This is a genomic window from Sphingomonas sp. PEI4 (genome assembly GCF_056679955.1).
Map to the genome: position 1 here is coordinate 438,198 of NZ_CM155258.1, position 15,589 is coordinate 453,786.

Genomic DNA, 15,589 nt, shown 5'->3' on the forward strand with positions numbered 1-15,589 from the left:
GATATTGTTACGGTAGTGTCCAAACGCTCTCTCCCACCGGGGAGAGGGAAGAGACCCGCAGCTACTTAGCCGTGGGAAGGGTGAGGGCACGCGTGGTTTACGCAAGCCATCACCCCCGCATCATCCGCGCGATCGTCTTTGCCGCCGCCGCACCATAAGGCGGCTTGAGCCCCGCAAGCTTGGCAACGTCCAACTTCGATTGCTTGTAGACCGCGCGCGCATGGCTGAACGTGCGGAAGCCATCGATGCCGTGATACGCGCCCATCCCCGACGGGCCGCTGCCACCAAACGGAAGGTCCTCCATCGAGACATGGAAGATCACGTCGTCGAGCGTCACGCCGCCCGAGATCGTCCGGTCCATCACACGGCGGCGCTCGGTGTCGTCGCTGCCGAAATAATACAGCGCGAGCGGACGATCGCGGCGACTCACCTGCGCGATCGCATCGTCGATCCCGTCATAGCGGCGGATCGGCAGGACCGGGCCGAAGATCTCTTCCTGCATTACGATCATGTCATCGGTCGCGTTACGGACGATGTGCAGCGGCATCTTTCGCGAATTCGCGCTGGCGAAATCCTCGTTGGCGGGGTTCACGACCTCGACGGTTGCCCCCTTGGCGCGGGCGTCGGCGATCCAGTCGGTGAGGCGCTGGTGGTGGCGGTCGTTGATCACCGAAGTGTAGTCCGCGTTGGCGAGCAGCGTCGGGTACATTGCGCTCGCCGCCGCCTTGATGCCGTCCACCACCGCCGCCTCGTTTTCGGATGGAACGAGCAGATAGTCGGGTGCCAAGCAGATTTGCCCGGCGTTCATCATCTTGCCGAGCGTCACGCGCTCGGTCCCGCGCGCGATATCCGCCGATGCGCCAAGGATGACGGGCGACTTGCCGCCCAGTTCCAGCGTCACGGGCGTCAGATTGTCGGCGGCGGCGTGGAGGATGTGACGACCGATCGCAGTCGCGCCGGTGAAGACGAGGTGATCGAACGGGAGGGCGGAGAAGGCCTTGCCGACCTCTGCATCGCCGGAGACGATAGCGAGTTCGTCCAGTGCAAAATATTTGGGGGTGAGTTCCTCGAACAGCGCGGCGGTGGCGGGCGTGTATTCGCTCGTCTTCGCCATCGCGCGATTGCCCGCGGCGAATACGCCTGCAAGCGGTGCCATCAGCAGGTTCACGGGAAAATTCCACGGCGCGATGATGCCGATCACGCCCTTCGGCTGATACTCGACCCAAGCCTTCGCACCCAGCAGCCCGAGGGGAAACTGCACCGCGCGGCGCTCGCGTCTCATCCAGCGATCGAGATGCTTGGCGGCGTGCGATATCGGCGCGAGCGACGCGCCGATATCGGTGATCATCGTCTGCTCGCGGCTCCGATGCCCGAAATCCTCCGACACCGCGTCGCAGAACCGCGCCGCGTTATCCCGCACCATCGCCGCCGCGCGCTTCAGCCGATCGAGGCGGACGGCGCTGGTGACGGGCATCTCGGCCATGAATGCGTCACGCTGGGCGGCGAGGATGGTGTGCATGTCGGTCATCGGGACATCCTTGGCAGATATTCGAATGGGCGTGGAGCGGCGTTAAATTCTCGACACGACGAGCAAAAGTAAAAATCTGAGCAGCGATATTAGTCTGCACCACCTTTTGCATCCATAGTCACCGGCCAACGGGTAATTTCGGACGGAAATTTCAGAAATTGCCGTGTTTGACTTCGATCGACTTTGTATGCCCTTCATATCCATTGAGCTCGATATCAGATCAATGTCGCCGACATTCTACCGTTTGACGAACCTGCAAGCTCGCGAGACATTCAAAGATCATATCGGGGGTGGAAACTGTGCTCCACCTCATGTTAGGCGGCTTGTCGCTGCGGACGATTTTTTCGGCGCTGATCAGCGATTGACGGAGGTCCGGGCGGCACGATCCAAACCCTCCAATCACGCCCCCACCGGCAAGTCCCGGAACGCCTGATCCTTGTCGACGCGGATTTCGCCGGGGAGGCCGAGGACGCGTTCGGCGATGATGTTCTTGAGGATCTCGTCGGTGCCGCCGGCGATGCGCAAGCCCGGTGCCCACATCGTCGCGGCGTGGAACGCGCCCTTCAACGGGGCGAGCGCCGGGTCGGATATGATGCCGTATTGATCGCCGGCCTCGACCGCCGTGTTGCCAATCGCCTGCAACTGGTTGGCGGCGACGATCTTGCCGATCGAGCTCTCGGGGCCGGGCACTTGGCCTTTCGACAGCGCGGTGATCGTCCGCATCCGGGTGTTGCGCAGGCCCTCCGATTGCACCCACCAGTCGGCGAGCGTCTGGCGGAACGCGGCATCCTTCAGCAGCGGGCCGTCTGCGCCATTGGCCTGGGCAGCGAAGGCGAGGATGTCCTCGGGGCCGACGCCGCCGTTCGTGCCGATCGCGAGGCGCTCGTTCATCAGCGTGAACAGCGCGACCTTCCAGCCGCCGTCCACGGGTCCGAGGCGCTGCGCGTCGGATATCCGGACGTTTTCGAACCAGACTTCGTTGAAGCTCGACCCGCCGGACATCTGGTGGATCGGGCGGATTTCGATCCCCGGCGCCTTCAGGTCAAGCCAGAACATCGTCAGGCCCTGGTGCTTCGGCACGTCGGGATTGGTGCGGACGAGGACGATGCCGTAGTCGCTGTAATGCGCGCCCGAGGTCCAGACCTTCTGGCCGTTGATGACCCAGTCGTCGCCGTCTCGGACTGCCCGCGTTCGGATCGCGGCGACGTCGGAGCCCCCGGCGGGCTCGGAGAAGAGTTGCGACCAGATCTCGTCGCCGCGCACCGCGGGGCCGACGAAGCGGCGCTTGGTCGCGTCGTCGGCATAAGCCATCACGGTCGGCACGCACATGCCGAGCCCGATCGTGAAATAGCTGCCGTCGACCGCGTGTTTAGCCTCTTCCTGGCCGAAGATCACGCTCTCGATCGGGGTGCCACCGCCGCCACCCCATTCCTGCGGCCAGGTGATGCACGCGTAGCCGCCGGCCGCCTTGCGCGCCTGCCACGCTTTCGCTTTGGCCATGTCGTCGGGGTAATGGCAGGCGTGATGCTCGGCGATGTTGGCGTCCAGCCAGTCGCGCGCTGCGGCGCGGTAGGTGGCTTCGGCGTCGCTGTCCTTGAAGTCCATGATCGTCCTTTCAGGCGGCGTTGCGCATTTCGAGTTGGCCGACCAGGCGTTCGCGCCACGCTGCGGGGGCGCCGGCGACCAGCGCGAGCTGACGCGAGCGGCGGTAATAGAGGTGGCAGTCGGACTCCCAGGTGAAGCCCATCCCCCCATGCGTCTGGATGTTCTCCTTCGACGCGAACCAGTACGCGTCGGACGCGGCGACGCGCGCGGTGGCGGCGGCGAGCGGCAGTTCGGCGGCGCCCGCATTCAGCGCCCATGCGCCGTAATAGGCGTTCGAGCGCGCGAGTTCGTTCTTCACGTACATGTCCGCGAGCTTGTGCTTGATCGCCTGGTAGCCCCCGATCTGCCGGCCGAACGCGTAGCGATCGAGCGCATAGCCCTTCGCCATGTCGAGACAGCGATCCGCCCCGCCGAGTTGCTCGAACGCGAGGAGAACGGCGGCACGGTCGAACACCGCCTGCATCGCGGCGATGCCGTCGTCGGTACCGAGTTTTTCGCAGGGCGCGTCGGTGAAGGTGAGGCGCGCGGCGCTGCGGGTCGGGTCGAGCGTTTCGAGGATCTCCGCGGTGACGCCGGTGCCGTTCTCGACGAGGTAGAGGCCGTCGCGCGCAAGGACGACGATCAGGTCGGCGACGTCACCGTCCGTGACGGGGATCTTCTCGCCGGTAAGTTTACCGCCGGAAACGGTGGTCCGGATCGAGCGGGCGGTGACCGGGCCGGCGCCTTCGGAGGTTGCGAACGCGCCGATGACGTCTCCCGCCGCGATCCGGGGCAGCCACCTGACCTTCTGCGTGTCGCTGCCGTAGAGCATCAAGGCTTCGGCGACGAAATAGACCGCCGAGGCGAACGGGATCGGTGCGCAGGCCCGCCCTAGTTCTTCGGCGATCGCGCAGAGTTCGATGTGGCCGAGGCCGAGGCCGCCGAATTCCTCGGGGATTGCCGCGCCCAGCCAGCCTTGGGCAGCCACAGCTTTCCATAAGTCCGCGTCATAGGCCTTGGCGGAGTCGTCGAGCACCGCGCGGACACGGTCGCTGCCACAATGCGCGGTCAGGAACTTGCGCGCTTCGTCCTTGAGGAATTTCTGGTCGTCGGAATAATCGAAGTTCATGCGGACTCCTTCGAAAGCGCCCAATATTCGTCGCGGAGCAGGCGCTTGTAGAGCTTGCCCGTCTCGTGCCGCGGCAGCGTGTCGCGGAAGTCGATCCGGCGCGGCGCCTTGACGTGGCTGAGGTTCGCGCGGGCGAAGGCGCTGAGCTCGGCGGCGAGTTGCGCGCGATCCTCTGACGGATCGGCGGGGCAGACGATCGCGACCACCTGCTCGCCCATCTCGTCGTCGGGCGCACCGATCACTGCAACGTCGGCGACCTTCGGGTGCGTGACGAGGAGGTTCTCGATCTCGGCCGGATAGATATTCACGCCGCCCGAGATGATCATGAAGCTCTTGCGGTCGGTGAGGTAGAGATAGTCCTCCTCGTCGAGCCAGCCGACGTCGCCGAGCGTCGTCCAGCCGTGCGCGTTGGCAGCCTCCGCAGTCTTGGCGGGATCGTTGTGATATTCGAACGCCCCGCCCCCCGCGAAATACACGTCGCCTTCCGCGCGCGGTGGCAGCGCGTTGCCCGCCTCGTCGCAGATCATCGTCTGCGCAGTCAGGTTGCGCCCGACCGAGCCCTTGTGCGTCAGCCATTCCGCGCTGGAGATCGCGCAGAAGCCGTTGCCCTCGGTGCCGGCGTAATATTCGCCGATGATCGGCCCCCACCAGTCGATCATCGCCTGCTTGACCGGAAGCGGGCAGGGGGCCGCGGCGTGCCACACCGCCTTCAGCGAAGACACGTCGTAGCGGGCGCGGACCTCGGGCGGGAGTTTGAGCAACCGGATGAAGTGCGTCGGCACCCACTGCGCATGCGTGATCCGATAGCGCTCGATCGCGGCGAGCGCGCTTTCCGGGTCGAAATGCTCCATCACGACGACGGTGCCGCCGACCTGATGCACCGCCATCGACCAGCGCAGCGGTGCCGCGTGATAGAGCGGAGCAGGCGAGAGATAGACCATGTCGGGCGTGAACCCGTACAGCCCCTTGCCGAGCATCACGAGCGGCGAGACGTTGGTGCCGAACGGCTCGTCCGACAGCGCGTGCTTGACGCCCTTAGGCTTGCCGGTGGTGCCCGAGGAATAGAGCAGGATGCCGCCGGGAGACGGATCGGCGATTGGATCCGGGGGCATCGCGTCGCGCGCGGTTTCGTAAGAGTCGTACCCCTCGATCGTACCGTCGACCATGTAGCGCGCCACGTCGTCGAGCATCGGTGTCAGCGCCGCCGCGACGTCTGCACACCCCTTGCTCGCGATCAGCATGCGGCAATCGCCGTCGCGTATGATGTACGCCGCCTCAGCCGCGGTCAGTTTCGACGACAGACAAGTGCAATACACGCCGGTCCGCTCGGCCGCCCAGATAACCTCCAGATAGCGCGCCGAATTGTCCATCAACACCGCGATCCCATCGCCGCGCTTCAGCCCCAGCGAGCGGAGCAGATGCGCGCCCTGGTTCGCGCGTACATCGAGGTCGCGATACGTCACCGTCTCGCCCGTCGCCGCCATGATGTAGGCGGGCTTGTCGGGCGTGGTGAGCGCATGCGCGACGGGGTGCATCAGACGCGCTCGATGATGATCGCCGGGGCCATCCCGCCGCCCGCGCACATCGTCACGAGCCCGCGCTTCAGGTCGCGACGTTCGAGCTCGTCCAATATCGTGCCGATCAGGATCGCGCCGGTCGCACCGATCGGATGGCCCAACGCGATCGAGCCGCCGTTGACGTTGACCTTGTCGCGGTCGAGCTTAAGGTCGCGGATGAACTTCTCGGCGACCACCGCGAACGCCTCGTTGATCTCCCACAGATCGATGTCGTCGACCGTCAGCCCGGCCTTCGCCAGCACTTTCCGCGCCGCGGGGACGGGGGCGTTGAGCATCAGCGTCGGATCGTCGCCCATGTTCGCCATCGCGACGATCCGCGCGCGGGGTTTCAGCCCGTGCTTGGCGGCATAGTCGGCGCTGGCGAGCAGGATCGCGGCGGCGCCATCGACCACGCCTGATGAATTGCCGGCGTGATGGACGTGCGCGATCTCCAGGTCGGGATAGCGGCGGTTGATCTGCTTGCGATACGTCGTGCCCTTGTCGTCTAGCGGCACGTCCGCGATCCCCGCGAACGCCGGGCGCAGCCCGGCGAGGCCCTCGGCGGTCGTGTCGGGCCGCGGATATTCGTCCTTTTCGAGGACCAGCGCGCCGGTCGCGTCCGTGACGGGGACGAGACTACGATCGAACCGCCCCTCGGCGATCGCCACCGCCGCACGGCGCTGGCTTTCCAGCCCGAGCGCTTCGAGCGTTTCGCGGTCGATCCCCTCGATGCTGGCGATCGCGTCGGCGCAGATGCCCTGGTTCGATTGCGGATGCGCGGCGTCGAGCCTGGCATTGCCCGAGCCGATCCCCAGCGGTCGCTTGCCCGCCGCCATGTCGTCTTGCATCATCGTCGTGGTCAGCGACATCATCTCGGTTCCGCCGGCGATGACGAGGTCTTCCATCCCGCTCATGATCTGCGCCGCGGCGAAGTTCACGGCCGTGATCCCGCCGCCGCAGAACCGGTCGAGCGTCGTCCCACTCGCCTTCACGTCATAGCCCGCATCGAGCGCCGCCATCCGCCCGAGATCGCCGCTCTGTTCGCCGCGCTGCGTCGAGGTCGACCAGATGATGTCGTCGACATCGGCGGTTTCGAGATGATTGCGCTCGGCGATCGCCTTCAGCACGGTCGCGGCCAGGTGTTGCGGGTGCATGTGAGCCAGCGCGCCCTTGCCGGTCTTGCCGATCCCACGCGGAGTACGGACGGCGTCGATGATCAGTGCCTCGGCCAACATCGCTCTCCTGTTACACCCGCCGCTATGATGCGATCGTGGTGCCTGATGCCGGATTGCGTCCGGCTTCGTTACGACGTAACATTCGTTATGGAGAGTGGCTTGTCAAGCACGGTATCGGTTGAAAACGACGTTGCACCCCGCCCGGATCTGGCGCCGCGCGACTGGCTCGAGATCGGGCAGGCGTTGTTGAAGAGCGGCGGCCTTCGTGCGCTGAAACTCCGCAGCCTGGCGCAGGCGGCGGGCGCGTCGACCGGCAGCTTCTACCATCACTTCAAGGATTTCGACTGCTATCATGCGGCGCTCGCGTCGTATTTCGCCGAGGCGCAGATCGATCCCTTACTAGCGTCGCTGACCGCGTCGGACCTCGCGCCGGTCGAACGGATCCGCGCGTTCGCCGAGCATGTCCGCGACCACGACATGTCGCAACTCGCGCTCGCGATGCGCGCCTGGGCAAAGAGCGACGCCCGCGCGGCATCGGCGATCCGCGAGCATGACGACAAGGTGATGGCGTTTCTGGTCGAGCAGTTGACCGCGCACGGGTTCGACTCCGTCGAGGCGGGTATCCGCGGCTATGCGCTGCTCGCGGTAGGCTTGAGTGAAGTGCATCCGGTCGAAGGTCTCGATCGCGGCGTGCTACGCAACGGATTGCTGACGCTGCTGTGCGAGCGCTAGCGTATCGAGGTGAGGCGACTCCGTAAAATAGCGGAGCGTCATGAGGAGGATGCGAGCATGCAGACGTATGACTACGTGATTATCGGCGCGGGCTCTGCCGGCTGTGTGCTGGCGGCGCGATTGACCGAAGACCCCGACGTCTCGGTGCTGCTGCTGGAGGCGGGCGGGCGCAACGATGGCATGCTGGTGCGAATGCCCGCCGGCGTCGGCGAACTCATCAAGAGCAAGAACCCGAGCAACTGGGGCTTTTCGACCGAACCCGAGCCGCATCTCGACAACCGCCACCTGTGGTGGCCGCGGGGCAAGGGGCTGGGCGGCAGTTCGTCGATCAACGGCATGATCTATACCCGAGGGCACCCGCAGGATTACGACGAGTGGCGGCAGATGGGGCTGCCGGGCTGGTCGTTCGACGACGTGCTGCCGTATTTCAAGCGATTGGAAGGGCATCATCGCGGCGACTGCGACCTGCATGGCGGCGGCGGTCCGCTGACGATCTCGAGCGGCGAGTCCGACAGCCCGTTCTACGACGCGCTGGTCGAGGCAGGGCGGCAGGCTGGCTATCCCGTCACCGAGGATTTCAACGGTGAGAGCCAGGAGGGCTTCGGCCGCTACGACCTGACCGTCGCGGACGGGAAGCGCTGGAGCACCGCGGCGGCGTATCTGCGCCCGGTACTGGCGCGCCGCAACCTGACCTGCGTCACCGGCGCACGGACAACGCGCATTCGGATCGACAAGGGGCGGGCGACCGGCGTCGATTACGTGCTCGACAAGCGCGGGCGGACGGAGTCGGTGACGGCGGCGCGCGAAGTGCTGCTGTGCGCGGGTGCGGTGCAGTCGCCGCATATTCTCCAGCTGTCCGGGATCGGCGATCCGGATCGACTAACCGCGGCGGGCGTCGGCGTGGTGCATGCGCTGCCCGGTGTCGGCGAGAACCTCCAGGATCATCTCGACGTCGTGATGAACTGGAAATCGCGCGGGCTGCGCACCGGCTATGCGATGACCAAGGGCGTCGGGATGATCGGCGTGGGGCTCAACTACCTGTTGCGCGGCCAGGGGGCAGGGCGGCAGCAATTCCTCGAGGCAGGCGCGTTCGTGTCCTCGCGCGAAGGGTTGTCGCGGCCCGACGTCCAGATCCACGCGGTGCTCGCGATCATGCAGGATCACGGGAAGACCAAGGCGACCGAGGACGGCTTCACGCTGCATCTCTGCCAGTTGCGGCCGGAGAGCCGGGGGCGGATCGGACTGCGTTCCGCCGATCCGTTCGCCGATCCGGTTATTGCCGCGAACTATCTTGCGACCGCGGAGGATCGGCGGGTGATGCGGGCGTGCGTGGGGATCGGTCGCGATGTCGCGCGGCAGGCGGCGCTTGATCCGTATCGCGCGGGGGAGTTGTCGCCGGGCGAGGACGTGCGGACTGACGACGAGATCGACGCCTGGGTGCGGCGGACCGCGGAGACGATCTACCACCCGGTCGGCACGTGCAAGATGGGCACGGCGGACGACGCGCTCGCGGTGGTCGACGCATCCCTGGCGGTGCGTGGGCTGCGCGGGTTGCGGGTGGTGGATGCCTCGATAATGCCGACGCTGGTGGGGTCAAACACCAACGCCCCGACGATCATGATCGCGGAGAAGGCGGCGGACATGATCAAGAGGCGGAGCTTGGCGCGGGCGGCCTGATCAATCCCTCATCCTGACAGAAGTCAGGATGAGGGGGGTGTTACCGAGGCGCCATCCGGATCGCCCCGTCCAGCCGCACGTCCTCCCCATTGAAATACCCGCACTCGATCATCGTCAGCGCGAGCGCCGCAAACTCCTCCGGCCGCCCGAGCCGCTTCGGAAACGGCACCGACGCCGCCAGCGCGTCGCGCACCTGCTGCGGCGCGGCCGCCAGCAACGGCGTATCGAAGATCCCCGGCAGGATCGTGTTCACCCGGATCCCCTCGCTCATCAGGTCGCGCGCGATCGGCAGGGTCATCCCGACCACCCCCGCCTTCGACGCGGAATATGCGGCCTGCCCCATCTGGCCATCCTCCGCCGCAGCACTCGCGGTGTTGACGATCGCCCCACGCTCCCCGTCCGCGCCGGGCTCCAGCGTCAACATTCCCGCCGCCGACTTGGCAATGCAGCGGAACGTGCCGACCAGGTTGATCTGGATGATCCGGTCGAACGCATCGAGCGGGAAATGCTTGATCGAGCCATCCTGCTTCGATCGCCCCGCGGTCTTCGCGGCGTTCCCCGTCCCCGCGCAATTGACCAATATCCGCTCCTGGCCATGCGCAGCCCGCGCTGCCGCGAACCCCGCATCGACGCTGTCGTCCGACGTCACGTCGACCTTGCAGAACACCCCGCCGATCTCCGCTGCCAGCGCTTCGCCCTTGTCCGCCTGGAGGTCGAAGATCGCCACTTTCGCGCCCTTGGCGGCCAGCGCCCGCGCAGTCGCCGCGCCCAATCCCGACGCACCGCCGGTCACGACGGCAGCGCTGTTTTCGACGTCCATGCATCTCTCCTGTCAAAGCCCGCGGTCCGCGCCCCGGTTGCAGAACATTAGTTATGCTCGTATTCGAGGCTTGCCAAGCCGGCATGTTGCACGGGGATCCGACGATGACCGCAGCGTCCTTGCAGAATGCCAGCCCGCACTGGCTACCGCGCCAAGCCAAGGGCGCGCTGGATCATATTCCGGGCAACGAAGGGCTGCCGCTGGTCGGGAACACCTTCAAGCTGCTGGCCGATCCGATCGGGTTCGCCGAGCGGATGGCGGCGCGGTACGGCCCGGTCTACCGCAGCAACGCGCTCGGCGGTACCGGCGTGACGTTGCTCGGGCCGGACGCGAACGAACTGATCCTGTTCGATCGCGACAAGATATTCTCGTCCGAACAGGGCTGGGGCCCGATCCTCAACCTGCTGTTCCCGCGCGGCCTGATGCTGATGGATTTCGACAAGCATCGCGCCGACCGGAAAACGCTGTCGGTCGCGTTCAAACCCGAGCCCATGCGGCATTACGCAGCCGAACTCGACGCGGGGATCGAAGCCGCGGTCGGCGGCTGGAGCGGCCAGACGCTACGCTTCTACGACGCGGTCAAGAAGCTCACGCTCGATCTCGCCGCGGCCAGCTTCCTAGGCGTGCCGCTCGGTGCCGAAGCGGACAAGATCAACCAGGCGTTCGTCGATGAGGTGCAGGCCAGCGTCTCGCCGATCCGCAAGCCCTGGCCCGGCACGCAGATGCGCAAGGGCGTCCGCGCCCGCGCCTACCTCGTCGACTTCTTCGAACGCGAAATCCCCGCGCGGCGCACCGGCACCGGTCAGGACTTCTTCTCGCAATTCTGCCGCGCCACCGATGACGACGGCGCACCGCTGACCGCGCTGGCGATCGCCGACCACATGAACTTCCTGATGATGGCCGCGCACGACACCATCACCTCGTCCGCCACTAGCCTGGTGATGCTGCTCGCCCGCAACCCGGACTGGCAGGAGCGGTTGCGCGAGGAAGTCGCCGCGCTCGACCGCACGGTGCCGCTGGCCGAGCAACTCGATCGCCTCATCCTCACCGAATACGCCTTCAAGGAATCGCTGCGGATGATGCCGCCGGTCCCGTCGATCCCCCGCCGCGCGCTGAAGGACTTCAGCTTCGGTGGCTTCGATATTCCGGCGGGCACGAACGTCGGCACTGGCATCATCTACACGCACCGGATGGCCGAGCATTGGCCAGACCCCGACCGCTTCGACCCGCTCCGCTTCACGCCCGAGGCGTCGAAGGGCCGCCACCGGTTCGCCTGGGTCCCGTTCGGCGGCGGCGCACATATGTGCATCGGGCTGCACTTCGCGACGATGCAGATGCGGCTGCTGATCGCGCACCTGCTCTCGCGCTACCGGATCGAGGCGGCGGCGGCGGGCAGCGGCGATGCGTGGCAGGTGTTCCCGATCCCGCGCCCGAAGAATGGCCTGCCCGTCACGTTCGTACCGCTTGCTTCCCCGTAACAATCCGTCATCGTCGCGCGGTTCATTCGAAGGAGCCGTTCGTTGCGCTTGACCCTTGCTCTCCTCCTGCTCGCGGCGACGCCGGCCTTTGCCCAGCAGCAGCCGGTCGCCCCGGTTCCCGCCCCCGCGCCCGATGGCCCGACGCGCAGCTTCACTGGTAGCGACCTGTTCGGCCTGACGATCGCGGCGGATCCGCAGATCAGCCCGGACGGCAAGACGATCGTCTATGTCCGCCGCGCCGGCGACGTGATGACCGACAAGATGCAATCCTCGCTCTGGCTGATCGACGTCGCGAGCGGGCGGCAGACCCCGTTCGCCACCGACGGCAGCAGCCCGCGCTGGTCGCCAGACGGCGCGCGCATCGCGTATGCTGCGCGAGACGGCGAGGGATCGCAGTTGTTCGTCCGCTGGATCGGCAGCGCGCAGAGTGCACGGATCACGAGCTTCCCGGGCGATCCGCAGGCGCTCGCCTGGTCGCCCGACGGCACCAAGCTCGCCTATATCGCGACGGTAGCAGGTGAGGGGGCCAAGCTCGGCACGCAGCCACCCAAGCCCGAGGGCGCGAAATGGGCCGAGCCGCTTACGATCATCGACCGGGTGAACTACCGCAACGACGGGCCCGGTTACGTGAAGCCGGGCTACGACCATCTGTTCGTGGTCGGCGCGGACGGCGGCGCCGCGCGCCAGCTCACTTACGGCAAGTTCGACGACGGCGGTCCGCTGTCGTGGACGCCCGACGGCCGCAGCATCGTCTTCGCCGCGATCCGCGGACCTGCCGCCGATCGCCAGGTGATGAACTCCGACGTGATCGCGGTCGACGCGGCCAGCGGCACCATGCGAACGCTGACGACGCGCGACGGCCCCGACGCCCAGCCGCGCGTGTCGCCCGACGGCTCGAAGATCGCGTGGCTCGGCTTCGACGACAAGCGCCGCAGCTACGAGAACACGCAGCTCTATGTCGGTGACCGCGATGCCGCCTCGCCGCGTTCGCTGACTGCAACGCTCGACCGCGCGATCGAAGACGCCGTGTGGTCCGCCGACGGCCGCAGCCTGTATGCAAGCTACGACGACCACGGCCAGCGCCGCGTCGCACGGATCGGCGTCGATGGCCGTGTCACGCCGCTGATCGACAACGTCGCAGGCGGCGGGCTCGACCGGCCCTATACCGGCGGCGAGTTCTCAGTCTCGAAGGGCGGCACGATCGCCTATACTGGCGGGGACGCCAGCACGCCCGCCGACGTCTGGGTGCTGGCGGGCGGCAAGCCGCGCCGCCTGACGATGCTCAACGCGGTGCTGACCGGATCGAAGGCGCTGGCGTCCGTTCGAAAGATCGCCGTGACCGCGCCCGACGGTCGCCCGATCGACGCTTGGCTCGCCACACCGCCGGGCCGTGTCGCAGGCCAGCGCCTGCCGCTGATCCTCGAGATTCACGGCGGTCCGAACGCCGCCTACGGCCCCGGTTTCGCCACCGACATGCAGCTTTACGCAGCCGCCGGCTATGCGGTGCTCTGGACGAACCCACGCGGCTCGACCTCCTACGGCGCCGAGTTCGCCAACCTGATCGACAAGACCTATCCCGCCGCCGATTACGACGACCTGATCGCCTCGGTCGACGCGGCGATCAAGGACGGCACCGCTGATCCGGACAATCTGTTCGTGACCGGCGGATCGGGCGGGGGGCTGCTGACCGCCTGGATCGTCGGCAAGACCGATCGGTTCAAGGCGGCGGCGACGCAGAAGCCGGTGATCAACTGGATCAGCGAGGCGCTGACGATGGACAACACGCTGTTCACCTCGCGCTACTGGTTCACCAAGCTGCCGTGGGAAGATCCGATGAGCTATTGGAACCGTTCGCCGCTGAGCATCGTCGGGAACGTCAAGACACCGACCCTGGTCGTGGTCGGTGGCGACGATTACCGGACGCCGGTCAGCGAGTCCGAGCAATATTACGCGGCGCTGCAGATCCGCGGCGTGCCGACCGCACTCGTGAAGGTGCCGGGCGCGAGCCACGGTGGCATCGCCGCACGCCCGTCGCAGTCGGCCGCGAAGGCGTCGGCGATCATCGCCTGGTTCGATCGATATCGGACGTCAACCACGACACCGGGCACGTCTCGATGAACGTGACGATACGGGCCTGAATCACGGCAGCTATTTCGATCGCGGCGTGAGGACGTCGTTCTGGGGCTGTGCATGTTGGCGCTGGTTCGGGCCGCTGTCGAGCTGGGCAGGGTGGCAAGTCGGACGGCCCCGAACACGTGTCAATCGTGCAGCCGGCGTAGACTGGGCCAACTCCGTCGGCGCGCAAATTCCCGACACGAGCGACGCCGCTCCCGAAATTTACCACGATATAGAAATTTGTATTCTTTATTGACCGGCCGCGCCGATTGCCCGAAACCGCTGAGCATCAAAACCGCAGGAATCGCGGGCGACGTCGGGGTGAGGGTTGCCAGACCAACGCGACAGCGCCGCGCATATGCAGCATTCCGAATGATCAACCACGGCGAATGCCGCACGGCATTACGCACAGAGGTCGGAAAAGGGCAGGTCGTGATACACCGCGTGCATTCATACGGCCCGGTCGTGAGCGGTTGCCCGGCAATCGGCCTTCAATTCAGCTTCGTCGAGCCGGTGGTGTTGAGATCGGCAGAGGTTCGACCGAGGGGATGAGCAAGCCGATGGATTTTTCCGACTTCGAACCGTCGAACACTGGCGGCGTAACTGCGGACGAACGCGCGGTCAGGCTTGGCCCCAGCCTGTCGGGGACCAACCTCGCACGCGCTGGCGATTATAATCAACGTGTCGTCCTACAGGTGATCCGCCGCCACCCGGACATCACGCGTACCGAAATTGCCACGATGACCAACCTGACTGCGCCGACGATCGCGAACATCACTGCGAGGCTGTTCGATGCCGACCTGATCGTCGATGCAGGCCGGCGTACCGGTGGGCGAGGGCAACCCGCGGTACGGCTACGGATCAATCCGGACGGGTGCTTCGCGATCGGTCTCAACATCGATCGCGATCACGTCACGCTGGTTTCGCTCGATCTTGCAGGCGTGGTGCGATCCCGGTTCACGCGGCAACTGCCGTTCGCGATGCCGGCCGACGTGGTAGACGTCGTCCGTACGGGGATCGCGGACATTCGCGAAACCCAAGTGATCGGGATGGATCGGGTGCTCGGCGTCGGTGTGGCAGTGCCCGACGATCTGGGACGTGTCGCGTTGCCGCACCGTCCGTCCGGCTATGAAGCCTGGAGTGCCGTCGATCTCCAGACGTTGTTGGCCGACGTCGTGCCGTGGTCGGTTCACGTCGACAATGATGCCGCCGCCGCTGCGATCGGCGAGGCGCAATTCGGCGACGGCCATGACCATGCGAGCTTCTTCTACATCCTCGTCAGCGCCGGGCTCGGCGGCGGCGTCGTGATCGATGGCGCCTATTACCGCGGGGCCAATGCCCGCAGCGGCGAGATCGGCTTCCTGCCGTTGGCCGACGATACGTCGCGCGTGTTGCAGGACGTCGTATCGCTGTCCGCGCTCTACGCCCGCCTGGAAGACGCCGGTGTGATGCAGCCCGGCATCGATCCGACGCACCCCTTTCCCGAGGCGTTCGCGCCGCACGTAGACGCGTGGCTTGCCGACGCGTCGACTGCGCTGGTGCCAGCGTTGACCGCGGTGAACTGTATTCTCAATCCAGCAGCGGTGCTGCTCGGCGGCCGCTTGCCGACCGAGGTGCTCGACCGACTGGCGGCGGCAACGCACCGCAAGCTGCGCGTTGCCGCGCCCAACCTGCCGAAGACCGCGCCGATGCATCGTGCCAGCCTGTCACGCGATGCGCCGGCCGTCGGCGCGGGGATCCTGCCGTTCCTCGATCGCATCCTCCCGTCCGATGCGATCCTGATCAAGACCTGAGC

At 66.3% G+C, this 15,589-nt stretch carries 11 protein-coding genes; 5 read left to right on the top strand and 6 right to left on the bottom strand.

Going from position 1 to position 15,589, the window contains the following annotated elements:
- Nucleotides 1–109 precede the first annotated feature (109 nt).
- The 5 genes from AC1MLZ_RS01915 to AC1MLZ_RS01935 all read right to left on the bottom strand — a co-directional run bounded on the left by AC1MLZ_RS01915 (nt 110) and on the right by AC1MLZ_RS01935 (nt 7,029).
- A complete protein-coding gene (locus AC1MLZ_RS01915) occupies nt 110–1,519 on the bottom strand; it encodes a coniferyl aldehyde dehydrogenase (RefSeq protein WP_480961443.1) in 1,410 nt (469 codons plus the stop codon).
- A 408-nt stretch (nt 1,520–1,927) separates the two neighbouring features.
- Entirely contained in the window at nt 1,928–3,133 is a 1,206-nt protein-coding gene (locus AC1MLZ_RS01920; protein ID WP_480960197.1) for an acyl-CoA dehydrogenase family protein, read from the bottom strand.
- Between the two features lie 10 nt (nt 3,134–3,143).
- Nucleotides 3,144–4,241: an acyl-CoA dehydrogenase family protein gene (locus AC1MLZ_RS01925; RefSeq protein WP_480960198.1), complete on the bottom strand. Its 1,098-nt coding sequence runs from the start codon at nt 4,239–4,241 to the stop codon at nt 3,144–3,146.
- Entirely contained in the window at nt 4,238–5,776 is a 1,539-nt protein-coding gene (locus tag AC1MLZ_RS01930; protein WP_480960199.1) for an acyl-CoA synthetase, read from the bottom strand. The genes AC1MLZ_RS01925 and AC1MLZ_RS01930 overlap by 4 nt, the downstream gene beginning before the upstream one ends.
- Nucleotides 5,776–7,029, bottom strand: a complete 1,254-nt coding sequence (locus AC1MLZ_RS01935; protein WP_480961444.1) for an acetyl-CoA C-acetyltransferase — start codon at nt 7,027–7,029, stop codon at nt 5,776–5,778. Before AC1MLZ_RS01935 ends, AC1MLZ_RS01930 begins: the two co-directional genes overlap by 1 nt.
- A 102-nt stretch (nt 7,030–7,131) precedes the next feature.
- Here AC1MLZ_RS01935 and AC1MLZ_RS01940 point away from each other — a divergent pair, with 102 nt between their 5' ends.
- Together AC1MLZ_RS01940 and AC1MLZ_RS01945 are read left to right on the top strand one after the other, a co-directional pair.
- A complete protein-coding gene (locus AC1MLZ_RS01940; RefSeq protein WP_480960200.1) occupies nt 7,132–7,704 on the top strand; it encodes a TetR/AcrR family transcriptional regulator in 573 nt (190 codons plus the stop codon).
- Nucleotides 7,705–7,761: 57 nt separating this feature from the next.
- Nucleotides 7,762–9,381, top strand: coding sequence for a choline dehydrogenase (locus AC1MLZ_RS01945; protein WP_480960201.1), 1,620 nt, complete (start codon nt 7,762–7,764; stop codon nt 9,379–9,381).
- A 40-nt stretch (nt 9,382–9,421) separates the two neighbouring features.
- Here the strand turns inward: AC1MLZ_RS01945 and AC1MLZ_RS01950 are convergent, their stop codons facing one another.
- Nucleotides 9,422–10,201: an SDR family NAD(P)-dependent oxidoreductase gene (locus AC1MLZ_RS01950; protein WP_480960202.1), complete on the bottom strand. Its 780-nt coding sequence runs from the start codon at nt 10,199–10,201 to the stop codon at nt 9,422–9,424.
- 104 nt (nt 10,202–10,305) lie between these two features.
- Between AC1MLZ_RS01950 and AC1MLZ_RS01955 the strand changes: the two genes are divergently transcribed.
- The 3 genes from AC1MLZ_RS01955 to AC1MLZ_RS01965 all read left to right on the top strand — a co-directional run bounded on the left by AC1MLZ_RS01955 (nt 10,306) and on the right by AC1MLZ_RS01965 (nt 15,587).
- Nucleotides 10,306–11,679: a cytochrome P450 gene (locus tag AC1MLZ_RS01955; RefSeq protein WP_480960203.1), complete on the top strand. Its 1,374-nt coding sequence runs from the start codon at nt 10,306–10,308 to the stop codon at nt 11,677–11,679.
- 42 nt (nt 11,680–11,721) lie between these two features.
- Nucleotides 11,722–13,797 carry a prolyl oligopeptidase family serine peptidase gene (locus tag AC1MLZ_RS01960; RefSeq protein WP_480960204.1) on the top strand — a complete coding sequence of 692 codons (2,076 nt, stop codon included), beginning with the start codon at nt 11,722–11,724 and terminating at the stop codon, nt 13,795–13,797.
- Nucleotides 13,798–14,342: 545 nt separating this feature from the next.
- Complete coding sequence (locus AC1MLZ_RS01965; RefSeq protein WP_480960205.1) at nt 14,343–15,587, top strand: ROK family transcriptional regulator; 1,245 nt, start codon at nt 14,343–14,345, stop codon at nt 15,585–15,587.
- The last annotated feature ends 2 nt before the right edge of the window (nt 15,588–15,589 follow it).